This window comes from Sphingomonas floccifaciens (genome assembly GCF_042681125.1).
GTDB lineage: Bacteria > Pseudomonadota > Alphaproteobacteria > Sphingomonadales > Sphingomonadaceae > Sphingomonas > Sphingomonas floccifaciens.
Genome location: NZ_JBHUFC010000001.1, coordinates 377,024 through 394,040 on the forward strand (window position 1 = coordinate 377,024; position 17,017 = coordinate 394,040).

The 17,017-nt window shown below is 65.8% G+C and carries 15 protein-coding genes; 5 read left to right on the top strand and 10 right to left on the bottom strand.

The features are described from left to right. Positions 1 to 76: 76 nt before the first annotated feature. The 4 genes from atpD to ACFSC3_RS01785 all read right to left on the bottom strand — a co-directional run bounded on the left by atpD (position 77) and on the right by ACFSC3_RS01785 (position 4,675). Complete coding sequence (gene atpD / locus ACFSC3_RS01770; protein ID WP_380938125.1) at positions 77 to 1,549, bottom strand: F0F1 ATP synthase subunit beta; 1,473 nt, start codon at positions 1,547 to 1,549, stop codon at positions 77 to 79. Between the two features lie 24 nt (positions 1,550 to 1,573). After that, complete coding sequence (locus ACFSC3_RS01775; protein ID WP_380938127.1) at positions 1,574 to 2,449, bottom strand: F0F1 ATP synthase subunit gamma; 876 nt, start codon at positions 2,447 to 2,449, stop codon at positions 1,574 to 1,576. Between the two features lie 130 nt (positions 2,450 to 2,579). Further along, complete coding sequence (atpA, locus tag ACFSC3_RS01780; protein WP_380938129.1) at positions 2,580 to 4,109, bottom strand: F0F1 ATP synthase subunit alpha; 1,530 nt, start codon at positions 4,107 to 4,109, stop codon at positions 2,580 to 2,582. A gap of 11 nt (positions 4,110 to 4,120) precedes the next feature. Beyond that, positions 4,121 to 4,675, bottom strand: a complete 555-nt coding sequence (locus ACFSC3_RS01785) for a F0F1 ATP synthase subunit delta (RefSeq protein WP_380938131.1) — start codon at positions 4,673 to 4,675, stop codon at positions 4,121 to 4,123. 172 nt (positions 4,676 to 4,847) lie between these two features. Here ACFSC3_RS01785 and ACFSC3_RS01790 point away from each other — a divergent pair, with 172 nt between their 5' ends. Together ACFSC3_RS01790 and ACFSC3_RS01795 are read left to right on the top strand one after the other, a co-directional pair. After that, entirely contained in the window at positions 4,848 to 5,264 is a 417-nt protein-coding gene (locus ACFSC3_RS01790; protein WP_380938133.1) for a MarR family winged helix-turn-helix transcriptional regulator, read from the top strand. 77 nt (positions 5,265 to 5,341) lie between these two features. Then, on the top strand, positions 5,342 to 5,719 hold the full coding sequence (locus tag ACFSC3_RS01795) for a hypothetical protein (RefSeq protein ID WP_380938135.1): 378 nt from the start codon (positions 5,342 to 5,344) through the stop codon (positions 5,717 to 5,719). Between the two features lie 66 nt (positions 5,720 to 5,785). Here ACFSC3_RS01795 and ACFSC3_RS01800 read toward each other — a convergent pair whose 3' ends face one another. The 6 genes from ACFSC3_RS01800 to ACFSC3_RS01825 all read right to left on the bottom strand — a co-directional run bounded on the left by ACFSC3_RS01800 (position 5,786) and on the right by ACFSC3_RS01825 (position 11,537). Continuing rightward, on the bottom strand, positions 5,786 to 7,177 hold the full coding sequence (locus ACFSC3_RS01800; RefSeq protein WP_380938137.1) for a DEAD/DEAH box helicase: 1,392 nt from the start codon (positions 7,175 to 7,177) through the stop codon (positions 5,786 to 5,788). 390 nt (positions 7,178 to 7,567) lie between these two features. After that, on the bottom strand, positions 7,568 to 7,915 hold the full coding sequence (locus ACFSC3_RS01805; RefSeq protein WP_380938139.1) for an L-rhamnose mutarotase: 348 nt from the start codon (positions 7,913 to 7,915) through the stop codon (positions 7,568 to 7,570). Continuing rightward, positions 7,912 to 8,640: an SDR family oxidoreductase gene (locus tag ACFSC3_RS01810; RefSeq protein ID WP_380938141.1), complete on the bottom strand. Its 729-nt coding sequence runs from the start codon at positions 8,638 to 8,640 to the stop codon at positions 7,912 to 7,914. Before ACFSC3_RS01810 ends, ACFSC3_RS01805 begins: the two co-directional genes overlap by 4 nt. 14 nt (positions 8,641 to 8,654) lie before the next feature. Further along, positions 8,655 to 9,662: an aldo/keto reductase gene (locus ACFSC3_RS01815; protein ID WP_380938143.1), complete on the bottom strand. Its 1,008-nt coding sequence runs from the start codon at positions 9,660 to 9,662 to the stop codon at positions 8,655 to 8,657. A 43-nt stretch (positions 9,663 to 9,705) separates the two neighbouring features. After that, the gene (locus ACFSC3_RS01820) at positions 9,706 to 10,530 is read right to left on the bottom strand and encodes an amidohydrolase family protein (RefSeq protein ID WP_380938145.1); all 825 of its coding nucleotides are present in this window, start codon (positions 10,528 to 10,530) and stop codon (positions 9,706 to 9,708) included. 269 nt (positions 10,531 to 10,799) lie between these two features. Next, positions 10,800 to 11,537 carry a FadR/GntR family transcriptional regulator gene (locus tag ACFSC3_RS01825; protein WP_380938147.1) on the bottom strand — a complete coding sequence of 246 codons (738 nt, stop codon included), beginning with the start codon at positions 11,535 to 11,537 and terminating at the stop codon, positions 10,800 to 10,802. Positions 11,538 to 11,685: 148 nt separating this feature from the next. Between ACFSC3_RS01825 and ACFSC3_RS01830 the strand changes: the two genes are divergently transcribed. From ACFSC3_RS01830 to ACFSC3_RS01840, 3 genes are all read left to right on the top strand, one after another. Beyond that, the gene (locus ACFSC3_RS01830) at positions 11,686 to 12,843 is read left to right on the top strand and encodes a mandelate racemase/muconate lactonizing enzyme family protein (protein WP_380938149.1); all 1,158 of its coding nucleotides are present in this window, start codon (positions 11,686 to 11,688) and stop codon (positions 12,841 to 12,843) included. A 7-nt stretch (positions 12,844 to 12,850) separates the two neighbouring features. After that, positions 12,851 to 14,101 (top strand): MFS transporter, encoded by a 1,251-nt coding sequence (locus ACFSC3_RS01835; protein ID WP_380938151.1) that lies wholly within the window; start codon positions 12,851 to 12,853, stop codon positions 14,099 to 14,101. Between the two features lie 79 nt (positions 14,102 to 14,180). Beyond that, a complete protein-coding gene (locus ACFSC3_RS01840) occupies positions 14,181 to 16,931 on the top strand; it encodes a TonB-dependent receptor (RefSeq protein ID WP_380938153.1) in 2,751 nt (916 codons plus the stop codon). The last annotated feature ends 86 nt before the right edge of the window (positions 16,932 to 17,017 follow it).

Sequence of the window (17,017 nt, forward strand, 5' to 3'; positions counted from 1 at the left end):
GTCTCACCGAGAGCGTCGCTCGCGGCACTGCCCCTCTCCCAACCCTCTCCCCAGCGGGGAGAGGGCTAAGTGGAGATTACGCCTCTTCGGCCAGCTTCTTGCCCTTGGCGACGGCTTCGTCGATGCCGCCGACCATGTAGAAAGCGCTTTCCGGCAGGTGGTCGTACTCGCCGTCGACGACGGCCTTGAACGACTTCACCGTGTCCTCGATCGACACAAACTTGCCGCTGATGCCGGTGAAGACTTCGGCGACGTGGAACGGCTGGCTGAGGAAGCGCTGGATCTTGCGCGCGCGGGCGACGGTCAGCTTATCCTCTTCCGACAGTTCGTCCATGCCCAGGATCGCGATGATGTCCTGCAGCGACTTGTACTTCTGCAGGATCGACTGGACGGCACGCGCGGTGTCGTAATGCTCCTGGCCGACGACCGCCGGGCTGAGCGCACGGCTGGTCGAATCGAGCGGATCGACCGCCGGATAGATGCCGAGTTCCGAGATCGCGCGGTTGAGAACGGTCGTAGCGTCCAAGTGGGCGAACGAGGTCGCCGGCGCCGGGTCGGTCAAATCGTCCGCAGGCACGTAGATCGCCTGCACCGAGGTGATCGAACCCTTGTTGGTCGAGGTGATGCGCTCCTGCAGCGCGCCCATGTCGGTCGACAGCGTCGGCTGATAGCCCACCGCCGACGGGATGCGGCCGAGCAGCGCCGACACTTCCGAACCCGCCTGGGTGAAGCGGAAGATGTTGTCGACGAAGAACAGCACGTCCTGACCTTCGACGTCGCGGAAGTACTCGGCGATCGTCAGGCCCGACAGCGCGACGCGGGCACGCGCGCCCGGCGGCTCGTTCATCTGGCCATAGACCAGCGCGACCTTCGAACCTTCGCTGACGGCATTGCCGTCGGCGTCCTTGGCGATGACGCCGGCGTCGAGGAATTCGTGGTAGAGGTCGTTGCCCTCACGGGTGCGCTCGCCCACGCCCGCGAACACCGACGTGCCGCCGTGGCCCTTGGCGATGTTGTTGATCAGTTCCTGGATGAGAACCGTCTTGCCGACGCCGGCGCCGCCGAACAGGCCGATCTTGCCGCCCTTCGAATAGGGCGCGAGCAGGTCGATGACCTTGATGCCGGTGACCAAGATGCTGGTTTCGGTCGACTGGTCGACGAAGGCCGGCGCCTGGGCGTGGATCGGGGCGGTCTGTTCGGCATTCACCGGACCACGCTCGTCGATCGGCTCGCCGACGACGTTCAGGATGCGCCCCAACGTCTTCGGGCCGACCGGCACGCGGATCTGCGAGCCGGTGTCGGTCACGGTCTGGCCGCGGGTCAGGCCCTCGGTCGCGTCCATCGCGATCGTGCGGACGGTGTTCTCGCCCAGATGCTGCGCGACTTCGAGGACCAGGCGGTTGCCGTTGTTGTCCGTTTCCAGCGCCGACAGAATCGCGGGCAGGTTGCCGTCGAACTGCACGTCGACGACGGCGCCGATGACCTGCGAGATGCGGCCGACGTTATTGGTGGTGCCCTGCGTCGGGCTGTCGATTGCGGCGGTGGCCATGTCTGTTTCCTTGCCCAAAGTCTCTTAGAGCGCTTCTGCGCCGGAGATGATTTCCACCAGCTCGGTCGTGATCGCGGCCTGGCGGGTGCGGTTGTATTCGGTGGTGAGACGCTTGATGAGGTCGCCCGCGTTGCGCGTCGCGTTGTCCATCGCGGTCATCTTGCTGCCCTGTTCGGACGCTGCATTCTCGCGCATCGCGCGGAACAGCTGGATGGCGACGTTGCGCGGCAGAAGCTCTTCGAGGATCGATTCCTCGTCGGGCTCATATTCGACCACGGCCATGCCGGTGTCGGCACTGACCGGTGCGCTCGCCTCGACCTTCACCGGCAGAATCTGCTGCTCGGTCGGCTCCTGGGTCAGGACCGACTTGAAGGTCGCGTAGAACAGGTGGGCGACGTCGAACTCACCTGCTTCGAAGCGGCGGATCAGGTCGTCGGCATAGCCCTTGGCGTCGGCGAAGGTCAGCTTGCCGAGATCGCCCGGCTCGATGCCATGGACCATCGAGCCGCGATACAGACGGTTCAGCACCGCACGGCCCTTGCGGCCGATGGTGTAGAACTTCACCGTCTTACCCTCGGCGATCAGCTTGTCGGCTTCACGTCGGGCAAGGCGGGCGATGTTGGTGTTGAACGCACCCGCCAGACCGCGGTCGCTGGTCGCCACGACGAACAGGTGGACCTGATCCTTGCCGGTGCCCGCGATCAGGGGCGATGCGCCCTTGTTCTTCGACACCAGGCTGGCGACGACGCGTTCCAGCGTCTGCGCATAGGGACGACCGGCCTCCGCCGCTTCCTGCGCACGGCGCAGTTTGGCGGCGGCGACCATCTTCATCGCCTTGGTGATCTTCTGGGTCGACTTGACCGAGTTGATCCGGATTTTGAGGGCCTTCAAACTAGCCATAATCTTCCTCTAACTCCCTCTCCCCTCCGGGGAGAGGGCAGGGGAGAGGGGCAGTTCCGCGAGCACTGGTCTCTGCGAGGCACCGCCCCCTCTCCCAACCCTTTCCCCGAGGGGAGAGGGCTATCGGATCTTACGCAAACGTCTTCGCGAACGCGTCGAGCGCAGCCTTCAGGCCGGTCTTCGCTTCGTCGCCCAGATCCTTGGTATCGCGGATCTTGGTCAGTACGTCGGCGTGGTTCGCGCGCATGTCGGCGAGCATCGCGGCTTCGTAGCGCACCACGTCCTGCACCGCGACATTGTCGAGATAGCCCTGCGTACCGGCGAAGATCGACACCGTCTGCTCCTCGAACGGCAGCGGCGAGAACTGGGCCTGCTTCAGCAGCTCCGTCAGGCGCGCGCCGCGGTTCAGCAGCTTCTGGGTCGAGGCGTCGAGGTCCGAGCCAAACTGCGCGAACGCCGCCATTTCGCGGTACTGTGCGAGCTCCAGCTTGATCGAGCCCGACACCTTCTTCATCGCCTTGGTCTGCGCGGCCGAACCGACGCGGCTGACCGACAGACCGACGTTGATCGCCGGACGGATGCCGGCATTGAACAGGTCGGTTTCGAGGAAGATCTGGCCGTCGGTGATCGAGATCACGTTGGTCGGAATATAGGCCGAAACGTCGCCTGCCTGCGTCTCGATGATCGGCAGCGCGGTCAGCGAACCGCCGCCGTTGGCGTCCGACATCTTGGCCGCACGCTCGAGCAGGCGGCTGTGGAGGTAAAACACGTCGCCCGGATAGGCTTCACGGCCCGGCGGGCGGCGCAGCAGCAGCGACATCTGGCGGTAGGCGACGGCCTGCTTCGACAGATCGTCGAACACGATCAGCGCGTGCATCCCGTTGTCACGGAAATATTCGCCCATCGCGGTGCCGGTGTAGGGCGCGAGGAACTGCATCGGCGCGGGCTCCGACGCGGTCGCGGCGACCACGATCGAATATTCCATCGCGCCATTTTCTTCGAGCATGCGCACCAGCTGGGCGACGGTCGAGCGCTTCTGGCCGACCGCGATATAGACGCAGTACAGCTTCTTCGATTCGTCGCTGCCCTGGTTGACGCCCTTCTGGTTGATGAAGGTGTCGATCGCGACGGCCGACTTGCCGGTCTGGCGGTCGCCGATGATCAGTTCGCGCTGGCCACGGCCGACGGGGACGAGGGCGTCGATCGCCTTCAGGCCCGACTGCATCGGCTCCGACACGCCCTGGCGCGGGATGATGCCCGGCGCCTTCACCTCGACGCGGCTGCGCTTTTCGGCGACGATCGGGCCCTTGCCGTCGATCGGGTTACCGAGGCCATCGACCACGCGGCCGAGCAGGCCCTTGCCGACCGGCACGTCCACGATGGTGCCGGTGCGCTTGACGACGTCACCTTCGCGAATTTCGGCGTCCGAGCCGAAGATCACGACGCCGACGTTGTCGGCTTCGAGGTTCAGCGCCATGCCCTGCACGCCGTTGGCGAACTCGACCATCTCGCCCGCCTGGACGTTGTCGAGGCCGTGGATGCGGGCGATGCCGTCACCGACGCTCAGCACCTGGCCGGTTTCGCTGACCGTGGCTTCGGTGCCGAAATTGGCGATCTGGTCCTTGATGACCTTCGAGATTTCTGCGGCGCGGATATCCATCTTAGCGTGCCTTAGCCTTTCATCGCGTGCGCGAGGGTGTTCAAACGGGTCTTGATCGAGCTGTCGATCATCTGGCTGCCGATCTTCACGACCAGGCCGCCCAGGAGCGAGGGGTCGACCGACAGGTCGACGGAAACGTCACGGCCGACACGCTGGCGCAGGGCCTGCTTCAGGTCGGCGATCTGCGTGTCGGTGAGCGCATGGGCCGAGGCGACCTCGGCAGTCACTTCGCCGCGGTGTTCTGCGGCGAGCGCGCGATAGGCGCGGATGATCGCCGGCAGGTCGCGCAGACGCCGGTTCTCGGCGAGGACGCCCAGGAACTTGGTCGTCAGCGCGTCGAGGCCGAGCATCGCGGCGACCGCTGCTACGGCCCTGCCGGCGGCGTCGCGCGGGATTGCCGGATTGCTGGTCAGCGCGGTGAAGTCGGCCGATTCGGCCAGCGCCTGACGGACCGTGCCGAGGCTAGCCTCGACCGCGTCGATCTGCTTGCTGTTCTTGGCAAGCTCGAACAGCGCGGTCGCGTAGCGTCCGCTGAGGCTTGCCTGAATACCGCCGGTGCTTTCCACGCGCGCGTCGTTCCTTCACGTCGGACAAAACTGGATGCGACCCGCGTCCGTATGAGCCGGCAGGATGCGGCCCCCGTTCGGGTCGCGCGGCGCCTAGCACCGACATGCGGAAAGCGCAACCGGGCACCGTCAGTTGGTTGACGTGGAAACCTTTATGCCGGAAATCGGACGAATGGTTTCGCCCGATGCATCGCTGGGACATCAGCTACGCCTTGCCGCGGCGAAGTCCACCGAACAGCTGTCGGCGGCGCTGCTGCCCCACGGCGTGACGGTCGGAGAATTGACCGTCCTGCGTACGCTCTACGAGTCCGGTGCGATCGCGCCGAGCGTGCTCGCCGCATCCTGTGGCCTGACGCGCGGGGCGGTGACCAAGCTGGTCGACCGGCTGCGCGGCAAGCGGCTGGTCGTCCGCGCGGATGGTGGGCGAGCCGATCGGCGGTTCCAGACGATCGCACTGACTGGCGCCGGCGCGCGGCTGGTCCCGGTGCTGGCTGCGGTGGAGGCTGCAAGCGATGTGGCGGTGTTCGGTCCTCTGTCCGACCGCGACCGGCAGTCGCTGCGGCGATTGATCGAGGGCAAAGCGATTTAGCCCCGTGCGCCCGGAGCCAAGGACCTGACCCCTCGTTTCCCGAGGCCGGGCATCACCCCGCAACAAGGGATCGTCTAATGGCAAAATTCGCAGGCACGATGAACGCGATCAACCGCGGACTGGACGGGACGAAGGCGTCGAAGGGCGTCGACATGATCGAGGATTGGGAAACCGCGCTCGCCGATCTCGACGTGCCCGGCACGAAGGGCATCCTGCGTGACCTGGGCGCGCTTCGGAAGCAGCTGGAAAAGGATACGCCGGACGCCGATCGGGTCCATGCGATCCTCCACCGGCTGGGCACCGCGACCGTGAAGGTGTCCGACCGCGCCGAGTCGTCGCAGGACAAGGTCAAGGCGCTCGGCGAGGCGCTGGTCGATGCGGGTGAGGAGCAGGCCGACGAGGAAGAGGACGTCGAAGCCGCAGCCGCCCCCAAGCGGAGCCGCAAGAAGGGCTGACATGATTGCGGCGGCCGGGATGGTCCCGGCCGCCGCATTGTATCCTGCTGTGTTAGCGAATCGGCGTTAGCGACTACGGCCGATGCCGGCGCTGGCCGCACTGCGCTGACCGCCACGATTGCCGCCCGGTCGACCTCCAGCCGGCTTGGCGCTGAACTTCTTCTTCGCCGGGAAGAAGCGGCGCGGTTCGCCGTCGCTCGATCCGCCGCCCTGCGAGCGCCCGCCACGGCCGCCGCCGCCCTGCTGGGCGCGACCGTTGCGGCCGTTCTGTTCGTCGCGGCTCATCGGCACCGGCTTGCGCGACTTCACGATCGCTTCCGCCTCGGCCAGGAAATTCTCCGGCAGGCTACGGATCGCGATCTTCTGGCGCGTCAGCTTCTCGATATCGCGCAGGTACGGCCGCTCGTCATCGGCGCAGAAGCTGATGGCGATGCCGTCCGCGCCCGCACGCGCGGTACGGCCGATGCGATGGACATACTGCTCCGGCACGTTGGGCAGCTCGAAGTTGAAGACGTGGCTCACGCCCGACACGTCGATGCCGCGCGCGGCGATGTCCGTGGCGACCAGGATCGGCACTTCGCCCGAGCGGAACAGACCCAGCGCCCGCTCACGCTGCGGCTGCGACTTGTTGCCGTGGATCGCGTTCGACGCGATGTCGTTGGCCGCCAGCAGCTTCACGACGCGGTCGGCGCCATGCTTGGTGCGCGTGAAGATCAGCGCGCGGTCGATCTTGAGGCTGCGCAGCGCCATCGTCAGCAGCGCCTGCTTCTCCGTCTGGTTGACGAAGATCACCTGCTGCTCGACACGCTCGGCGGTGGTCGAGACCGGGGTCACCTTCACCTCGACCGGGTCCTTGATGAACTGGCTCGACAGGTCGCGGATCGCCGACGGCATGGTCGCCGAGAAGAACAGCGACTGACGCTGGCGGGGCAGAATCTTCACGACGCGCTTGAGGGCGTGGATGAACCCCAGGTCCATCATCTGGTCGGCTTCGTCGAGGACGAAGATTTCGACCGCCGAGAGGCTCAGATGGCCTTCGTCGATCAGGTCGAGCAGGCGGCCCGGCGTCGCGACCAGGATGTCGCAACCCTTCGACAGGTCGATCTTGTTCTTATGGACCGAGGTGCCGCCGAACACTGTGACGACGCTGAGCTTCGCGAACTTCGAATAGCCGCGGGCATTGTCGGCGATCTGCGCGGCGAGCTCGCGGGTCGGGGCGAGCACAAGCATGCGGCACTGGCGCGGCAGGGCGCGCTTGCCGCTGGCGACCAGATGGTCGATCGACGGCAGCGTGAAGGCCGCCGTCTTGCCGGTGCCGGTCTGCGCGATGCCGAGCAGATCGCGGCCCTGGAGCAGTGCGGGAATCGCCTGCGCCTGGATCGGGGTGGGGGTTTCGTAGCCCTTGGCGGCAAGAGCGTCGGTGACGGGCTTCGACAGCCCGAGTTCGGTGAATTTCATGTGATGTGTAGACTCGTAATGGGAGTCGGCGCGCGTTCGACCCGAAAAGGGGACGCGTGTGCGACGGGCCTCAAAAGGGCGACCCGCGTGACAAGGGTAGCTGGGTTAAGCGAGCGCCGGGCCGGGGAGGCTTCAAGCCGTCCGATCACGCAGCCATTTGGTGACGTCGCTATGGAGCTACCTAGATTGTGCGCTGCAATAAGTCAAGATCGCGCGTTCCGCCTGAGCGAAGCACCTGCGAAGGTTCGATTACGTTCCCCGGCGAAGGCGGGGGTCCAGTTTCGGCCAAATTGGTAAGTTACGGAAATCGCTTGTACCTGGACCCCGGCCTTCGCCGGGGAACGGGTGTACTCGACTTTCGAAGATCTGTCGCGAAGGCCGGCCGCTCGGTTAGTGATCGGTCAGCCGAAAGATGCGGTCCATCACGTGCCATGTGCCGTCCGCGCCGGCGGCGGGGACGGGCTGTTGAAAGCGCTTCATCTTCTCGACCCACCCGACGACCGCCGGATTGGCGGCGTCGGCAGCCGCCTTCGCTCCGGCATCATAGGCGGGGCCGGCCTCGATCAGCATGAAGAGCCGGTTGCCCGCGCGGTAGATCTCCATCTGCTCGATGCCCGCATCGCGGATTGATCGGGACACGGCCGGGTCGGTGTTGCCGACACAGTGCCAATGTTCGTACTCGGCGATCAGGTCTGCATCGTCGACCAGATCGAGCGCCAGGGCGATGCGCTGCGTCATGCGTTGGTCCATCCGCCGTCGATCACGCTGGCGGTGCCGGTGGTGTAGGACGACAGGTCGCTGCCCAGGTAGAGTGCGAGTTCGGCGATCTCGGCGGCGCCGCCGAGCCGGCCCATCGGCTGGCGCGCGACGAAGTCCGCCCGCGCCTTCGCCGCATCGCCGGTGGCGGCCATCCGCTCGTCGAGCGAGGGCGACTGGACGGTGCCGGGACAGATCGCGTTGCAGCGGATGCCTTGCGCGACATAGTCCTGCGCGACCGACTTGGTGAGGCCGATGACCGCTGCCTTCGACGCGCCATAGACGAAGCGGTTTGGCACCGCGATAATCGATCCGGCAACCGACGACATGTTGACGATCGACCCGCCGCCGTTCGCGATCATGCCGGGCAGGAAGGCGCGGATCATCCGGTAGGCGCTCTTGACGTTCAGGTCGAAGGAGAAGTCGAAATCGGCCTCTTCCGTCGACAGGATCGTGCCGGCGTGGACGAAGCCCGCGCAGTTGAACAGGATGTCGATCGCGCCGACCGTCGCGGCGAAATCCGTGATCGCCGCGCCGTCGAGCAGGTCGACGACATGCGTTTCGCATCCCTCCAGCGTGGCAAGCGCTTCGCCGTTGATATCGGCGGCGATGACGCGGGCGCCTTCCCGGGCGAACAGTTCGGCGGAGGCGCGGCCGATGCCTTGCGCGGCGGCGGTGATGACGGCGGTCTTGCCCTGGAGGCGCATGGGTCGGGTCTTTCTCAAGCGGGGATGGGGGCGTCGGCGCGGATCAGGCCGCAGTCCTGCAAGTCGCGCCACAGGGCGGGCGGAATGTCGGTATCGATCAGTTCGACCGCGCGCGCGACCTGGCGAGGGCTGTTCATGCCGGGGATGACCGACACGACCTGGGGGTGGGCGAGCGGAAATTGCAGCGCGGCGGCAGCGAGGGGGACGCCGTGCATCTCGCACACATCCTCGATCGCGCCGACGCGCGCGACGATCTCGGCCGGGGCGGGCTGATAGTCATAGTGCAGCTCGCCGCCGCCGCGCACGCCCTTCGCCAGAATGCCGGAATTATACGGGCCGCCGAGCACGATCTTCACGTCGCGCGCCTCGCACAGCGGCAGGAAGGTCGCCAGCGCGTCCTGCTCCAGCAACGTGTAGCGGCCGGCGAGCAGGACGACATCGATCTCGCCGACCGCCATGACCTGTTCGCAGATCGCTGTTTCATTGACGCCCAGCCCGATCGCCCCGACCGCGCCCGTATCCCGCAACGCGCGCATCGCCCGGTAGCCGCCCTCCATGAACTCGGCGAAGCGGCGGGGGTGGTCGGCGCCGTGCGCCATCCCGCCCAGGTCGTGGCAGTAGAGGATGTCGATCCGATCGCGCCGCAACCGAGCGCGGCTGGCCTCATAGGATCGCATGACAGCGTCATAGCTGTAGTCGAACACGCTCTCGAACGGCTCGGGCGTGACGAACGCCTGGCGCAGCTGGGACAGGTCGGTGCCGGCGGGGACGGGGTCGAGACGGCGGCCGACCTTGGTCGATATGATCGCGGTCGCGCCCGGATCGAGCTCGGCCAGCGCCGCACCGACGCGCTTCTCGCTCAGGCCGAAGCCATAGTGCGGGGCAGTGTCGTAATAGCGCAGGCCCGCGTCCCAGGCGGCGCGCACGGCTGCAACTGCTTCGTCATCCGGGATCGCACGATAGAGATTGCCGATCGATCCGGCCCCAAAGCCGAGGCGTCCCAACGCTGACAGATCGACCACGACGTTCTCCCGAAGATCGCTGCCATCTAAAGAACGTCATACGTCATACGTCAAGGGCGTAAAAGTCGCTGGCCGCGGTTACCAGCAGACGATCAAGATCGACCGTGCCCGCCAGATCGAGCATGGCCTCGACCCACTCGGCATAGGCATCGTCCGCGTGCAGCAGAACCGGCCAGTCGCTACCCCACATCAACCGGTCACTGAACGTCGCGACGAGGTGATCGACATAGGGCTTCAGCGCATCGGCAGGCTGGCCGGGCGCCTGTTCGGTGCGCAGGCCCGACAGCTTGCACCAGACATTGGGAAGGGTAGCGAGTGCGGTGATCTCGTCACGCCACGGATCGAGTTCGCCGGTCGCGGCATGAGGCTTGGCGGCGTGATCAATGACGATCGGCAAATCCGGCCAGCGCGTCGCGAAAGCATGAAGCGTGGGCAGGTGACGCGGTTGGACCAACGCGTCGAAGCGCAGGCTATGGGCGAGCATCGCTTCGATCGCCGGAGCGAGCGCGGGCTGAAGAATCCAGTCGGTATCCGCGATGCCTTGCAGCATCGGGCGCAGACCGCGCAGCTTCGGACGGGCGGCAAGATCGGCGATGCGGGCGGGGGCGTCCGGCGCGGTCAGGTCCGCCCAGCCGACGACGCCCTTCACCAGGGGATCGTCGATCGTCAGCATCCAGTCGGTGTCGCGGTCGTCGGGCTGCGACTGGACGAGGACGCCGCCGACGAAGTCATAGGCTGCAGTTTCGGCGCGCAGGTCGTCGGGCACGAAGTCGCGGTGGATGCGCGGCCAGTCGGCGTCGGGCCAGCTATGGCCGTTCCGGCCAATTCGCCAGAGGTGGAAATGGGCGTCGAGGATGCGGAGAGTCATTGGTACGTCCTGTCGAGCTGGCGACTGGTGAATTGAGGGCCGGGCGCCGACGCCGACGCGAGTCGCTTGCGGCACGAAGTACCGTGCTTCGACAAGCTCAGCACGAACGGGGTCGGAATAATCCCTTGCCTCCCAGTCGTCATTCCCGCGTAGGCAGGGATAAATTCTGGCTGGCTTCAATGAGTCCCACGACGTTCAGCGACTATCGACCCCCGCCTTCGCGGGGATGACGGCTGAGAAGCAAGGAATGGTGCATCACCGCCCGCCGTTCACCCCTTGCCGTTTCTCGCCGCCCTTCGCCTGGCCCACGACCCCTCGATATGATCCCGCATCGCCCGGCTCGCCGCCTCGCCATCGCCCGCGACGATGGCGTCGTAGATGCGTTCATGCGCGGCGTGCGTGTCCCGCACATGCGCGACATTCAGCTTGCCGCTGTAGCCGTGGTTGCGCAGCGCTTCGGACTGGACGCCATCGATGACGGCCTTGCTCAGCCGGTCGCCCGACATGCGCATGATGATGTCGTGGAAGCCGACGTCCTCATGCACATAGGCTGCGGGGTGGGGGATCAGCGATTTCAGCTTCTCCATCTGGCGGGTCAGCGCCTCGACCATCTCGGGCGTCCGCTTCTCCGCCGCCTTCGCCGCCATCGCGCCTTCGAGCAGCGAGCGGATTTCGGAGAGGTTGTCGAGATAGGCGAGACCATCCTCGCGCTCGAACAGCGCGCCCAGGATCATCGGGTCGAGCATGTCCCAGTCGGACGCATCGCGCACGATCGTGCCGCGGCCCTGTTGCGAGACCACCAGTCCCTTTTCGGTCAGCGCCATCGTCGCCTCACGGATGACGGTGCGGCTGACCTGGTACATGTCGCCCAGCATCCCCTCGGGCGGCAGCGCGGTGCCGGCGGGATAGGTTTCGGTGACGATCGATTTCACCAGATCCTCGACCACCGCCTCCGCAAGCCGAGGGCGGCGCCGGATGCGCGGGGGCTCGGGCGGCAGGTCTGTCATTCGCGTGTCTCGTCGATGGTCTGTCGTATGACGTGCACCGTGCGCTGTTGGACGCGGTTTCGTCAACGGCTTGCAATCGGCGAAAGATAATACATAATACCTTTACCTCCGGCCCGCGTTTCGCGTCCGGTTCGATCGAGGGGCATTCATGAAAGTCACCGGCTATCGCAGCCTGGTCACATCGCACGATTGGGGGCGCCCGGTCGGCGACGCCAACGGCGTGGTGTCGTCGGGCGTGACCGAGGTGCCGATCCTGATCCTCGAAACCGATTCGGGGCTGGAGGGCGTCGGGCTGGGCCAGCATACCGATATCGCGCGGGTCTTCCCCGCGGTGGAGGGGCAGGATCCGCGCGCGGTGCCGGCCCTCTATGATTCGATGCTGAGCCATGTGTTCAAGAGCGGACACGGCGGCCAGACCTTCGGCGCGATCGCGGCGATCGACATGGCGTTGTGGGATCTGAAGGCGAAAATGGCTGACGAGCCGTTGTGGCGCACAATCGGCGCGGCGGATCGGTTCGTGCGCGGCTATGCCTCCGGCCTGTGCCACGGGCTGTCGGACGAGGCGTTCGATGCGCACTACGCCGGCTGGGCGGCGCGCGGTTTCACGTCTGCCAAGATCAAGGGCGGCAAGGATCTGACCCGCGACATCGCCCGGTTGAAGCGGGCACGCGATATCCTCGGCCGCAACAGCACTGCACCGGCGCTGATGCTCGACGTCAACGAAAGCTGGAATTGTAAGCAGGCGATCCGGCACCTCGCTGCGATTGAGGCGGCGGGGATCGATCTTACCTGGATCGAGGAGCCGGTGCGGCGCTGGGACGCCGCCGGCCACGCCGCGATCAGCCGCGCCGCGCGCTGTGCGGTGGCGACGGGCGAAAATCTGACGGGGCTGGAGCAATATACGCCGCTGTTCGACGCGCGCGCGGTCGACGTCGTGCAGGCGGGCAGCGTGTGGGGGATCACCCATTTCCTGCGCGTCGCCATCGCCGCGCACGCGCGCGACCTGCCGGTGTCGCCGGTCGGCTATGACTGTAATCCCGTCGCTCACGCCGCCGCTGCCGTGCCGAATATGATCGGGGTCGAGGTGCAGGATCTGAACTGGCCGGTCGGGCTCGACGTCGACCAACAGATTGCGGACGGCGGTATCATGCTCGGCGACCGGCCGGGGCTGGGGATCACGGTCGATGAGGACGCGATCGCGGCGAGCCGGGCGAGCGGCAGCTGGGGCGCGAACGGCGGACCGCACCGGCGATCGCGCGAGGCGGGGCTCAGGCTGGTTCCCGAAACGCCCGCGGCGGTGCACTGAGATGCTGATGACCGGACCCGAACAGACCTATGTTGAGGGGCGCCAGCGTACGCGGCTGCAACTGTCGCTGATGGTCAATTTCTTCCTGCTGATGGCGCTCTACAGCGGCGTGCTCGGCGTGTTGCTGCCGAACCAGATCGCGGTGCTCGATCCCGGCAACAAGGAAAACAACCTCGCGCTGCTTTTCGCGATCACTTCGGTTTTCTCGACGCTGGCGACGCCGATCTCGGGCGCCTTGTCCGATCGGACGCGCAGCCGCTGGGGGCGGCGGGCGCCGTGGATCGCGATCGGATCGCTGGTCGGGTCGCTGGCGCTGTTCGGTGTCTCGATGATGACGACGTTCTGGTCGCTGATGGTGCTGTGGGTGATGGCCGCGGTCGCCTATAATTCGATGCAGCCGGCGATGACGACGCTGATCGCCGACCGGTTCGCGCCGGAAGTGCGCGGCGGCGTGTCGGGGATCGTCGGCGCGGGGATGACCGCCGGCCTGACCGCCGGCACGGTCGTCGCGGGCTATCTGGCCGGACAGGCGGTGCTCGCCTACGGCGTGTTCGCGGCCGCAATCGCGGTGTCGTGCCTCGCCTTCGTGCTGACCAACCGCGAACCGTCGAGCGAGGGGATGCCGCACCGCCCGATCAAATGGGGCGAGTTCCTGCGTGGCTTCTGGATTTCGCCGCGCGAGCATCCCGACTTCGCCTGGGCGTTCCTCAGCCGCTTCACCATCTACATGGGATATCAGGCGGTCGCCGCCTATCTGCTCTACATCCTGCGCGACTATGTGAAGCTGGGCGACGATCAGTCGAACATCGCCATCGCCAACATGGCGATCCTGACATTGGTCTGCCTGGTCGCCTCGTCGCTGATCTCCGGCTGGTGGTCGGATCGCATCCAGCGTCGCAAGCCTTTCGTGGTCGCCGGCAGCCTGATCATGGGCTGCGCGATGGTCGCGCCGCTGGTGTGGCCGTCGATGCAGGGCATGTGGCTTTACGCCGGGATCATCGGTGTCGGCTACGGCATGTTCATGTCGATCGACATCGCGCTGATGACGCAGGTGCTGCCGAAGAGCGCGCTCGGCGATGAAGGACGCGACCTGGGCGTGCTGACGACCGCGGTGAACATCCCGCAGATCATCTCGCCGGTCATGGCCGCGACGCTGCTCGGGATGACCGGGGGCGACTACCGCGCGATCTTCATTGCCGCGATCGTCTTCGTGTTCGGATCGGCGCTATGCGTGCTCCCAATTAGGTCCGTGCGATAATCATATGATGTATGATCATCATTTGACATAGGACCATGCGCGTGCTCTAACCCTGAGCAGATAAATGAAGGGGAGAGCCATGACGTTTTCGGATCGACGTACCCGCACCGCGTTGCTGACCGCATCGGCCGTCGTCGCGCTGCTTTGGTCCGGAGCCGCCGCCGCGCAGACGGTCGAGCCGGCCCGCGATGTCGGCACCCAGGCTGAAGACGCGCCGGACGAAACTGCCGAAATCATCGTCACCGGCATTCGCGCCGCCGAGCGCGCCTCCATAGATATCAAGCGCAATTCGGTCGCGGTCGTGGACTCGATCGTCGCCGAGGATCTGGGCAAGCTGCCCGACGGCAACGTCGCGGAATCGCTTCAGCGCGTGGCCGGCGTCACGATCGAGCGTAACCGCGGCGAGGGCCGCTTCGTCACCGTCCGCGGCTTCGGCCCGAAGTTCAACGCGGTGACGGTCAACGGCCGTACGCTGGCGACCGACAACAACGGCCGCGAATTCTCGTTCGACGTGTTGCCGTCGGAAATCATCTCGGGCGCCGACGTCTACAAGTCACCGCAGGCCAACATCAACGGCGCATCGATCGGCGCGACCGTCGACGTCCGCACGCTGCGCCCGCTCGACCAGAAGACCGGGTTCAAGTTCGCCGGATCGGCCGGCGCGATGTGGTCCGAACTCGCCGACACCTATAATCCGGACGTGTCGGCGGTCGGCAGTTGGAAGAACCAGAGCGGCACCTTCGGGCTCGCGCTTGCCGGCGTCTATTCGAAGCAGGAAAACCGGATCGACGAATTCACCATCGGCGCCGGGCATGTGCGCCGCTCCAGCACCGACAGCTATTATAATCTGAACGGCGTCGCCGGCGGCCGCATCGGCGCGGGCGTCGCTCCGTTCAGCCGCGTGTCGATGCCGTCGAACCTGTCGCCCTTCTTCTTCGAACGCGACCTGACCCGTTGGGGCGTGAATGCGTCGGCACAGATGCGGCCGAGCGACGCGCTGACGGTCACGCTCGACGGCCTGTATTCGAAGGCGCGCTTCGTCGAGCAGCAGACCGGTCTCGCCTACGACTTCTCGGGCGGCATCCTGGCCGAACAGGTCGTGCAGAACGGGGAGGCGGTGTTCCAGCGCTATAACGGCGGCTTCGTCGACGAGATCATCCAGTTCGACGATCGCAACGTCACGACCGACCAGTTCGGCGTGAACATCGACTGGAAGCCGACCGACACACTGCGCATCCGCCTCGACGGGTCGCTGTCCGACGCGCGGCGGCGCGGCAAGGAGAACAATCTGTTCACCACCATCCGCCGCAAGAACGTCAACCTGTTCTTCGACCGGCGCAGCGGCAGCCCGATCTACGACTATGGTTTCACCAGCCCGAATTACGCGAACGCTGCGACGAATCCGAACGGCCTGACCGCGCACTATTATATTTGGGGCGGCGGTTCGAACATCGACGACGAGATCGAGGAATATCGCGGCGATCTGGAATGGAAGCCGGGCAATGGCGCGCTGACGATCAGCGGCGGCGCGATGGCGCAGAGCCGGATCAAGACGATCACCGCCGACGAAACCTCGTTCAACGAACAATGCGCCTATTGCGGATCGGACCGCGCGTTGCCGGCATCGCTGTTCTCGCCAACGAACCGTAACTTCTTCCCCGGCGGCGGCAACAACGTCATCCGCGACTGGCTGATCTACAGCCCGCAGGAGCTGGTGCTGTTGATCGACCAATATGCGGCGCAGGACGGCAAGGCGTTCAACCCCGCCGTCTTCTCGCCATCGGCTTCGTCGGTGGTGAACGAGAAGGTGAAGGTCGGCTATCTGATGGGCTCGCTCGACACGAGCATCGGCAGCATGCCGCTCGCGGTGAACATCGGGCTTCGCTACGAAAACACCGACTATACGTCGTCGGGCGCATCGCGGACGGTCACCAGCGCGCGGCCGAACGGGCAGGGGCAGAATTTGATCGTCGTCTCGCCGATCATTCCGGTCAGCTTCCGCGGCAAATATGACGACTGGCTGCCGTCGCTCAATGCGCGCCTGTCGGTCACCGATAACCTGCTGGTCCGCTTCGCCGCATCGAAGGTCATCACTCGCCCAACGCTCAGCGACCTGTCGCCGCGCCAGACGATCCAGACCAACCCGGGCAACGAGACGATCCGCCGCGGCAACCCCGACCTGCAGCCGTTCCGTGCCAAGCAGGTCGAAGTGGGCGCCGAATGGTATTTCGCGCCGGACTCGCTGCTGAACGCCGCGGTGTTCTACAAGGACATCCAGAGCTTCGTGACGCTGATCACCTCGCCGCAGGTGGTCGATCAGGTGACGTTCCAGGTGACCGTGCCGGGCAACGGCAAGGGCGCGACCGTCAAGGGCTTCGAGGTCGGCTACCGCCAGTCCTTCGCCAACTGGCTGCCGGCCCCCTTTGACGGCTTCGGCGTGCAGACGAGCTTCAACTATACCGAGTCGAACGCGAACTACGTCAACTCGGTGGCGAACGTGTCGTTCGGGTTGGAGGGGCTGTCGAAATATTCGTACAGCCTGGTCGGCTTCTACGAGAAATACGGCATCTCGGCCCGCGCAGCCTATACCTACCGCGACAACTTCCTTCAGGTCGCGTCGGGGCGGAACGGCGAGCCGGAATATTTTGACGCCTATGGCCAGCTCGACGTAAGCCTCGCCTATGACATCGGCTCGCACTTCACGGTGTTCGCGGATGCGGTCAACCTGAACAACGCGCGCGAGTTCATCTATTCGGTCAGCGAGGACCGGACGAAGGAATATCGCCAGACCGGCCGGCGCGTGTCGGCGGGCGTGCGGGTGCGGTTCTAAGCAAAGACGACGTCGTTCCCGCGAAGGCGGGAACCCATCTCCCGGACTGTGTGCTTGGCACGTCCGGGAGATGGATCCCCGCCTTC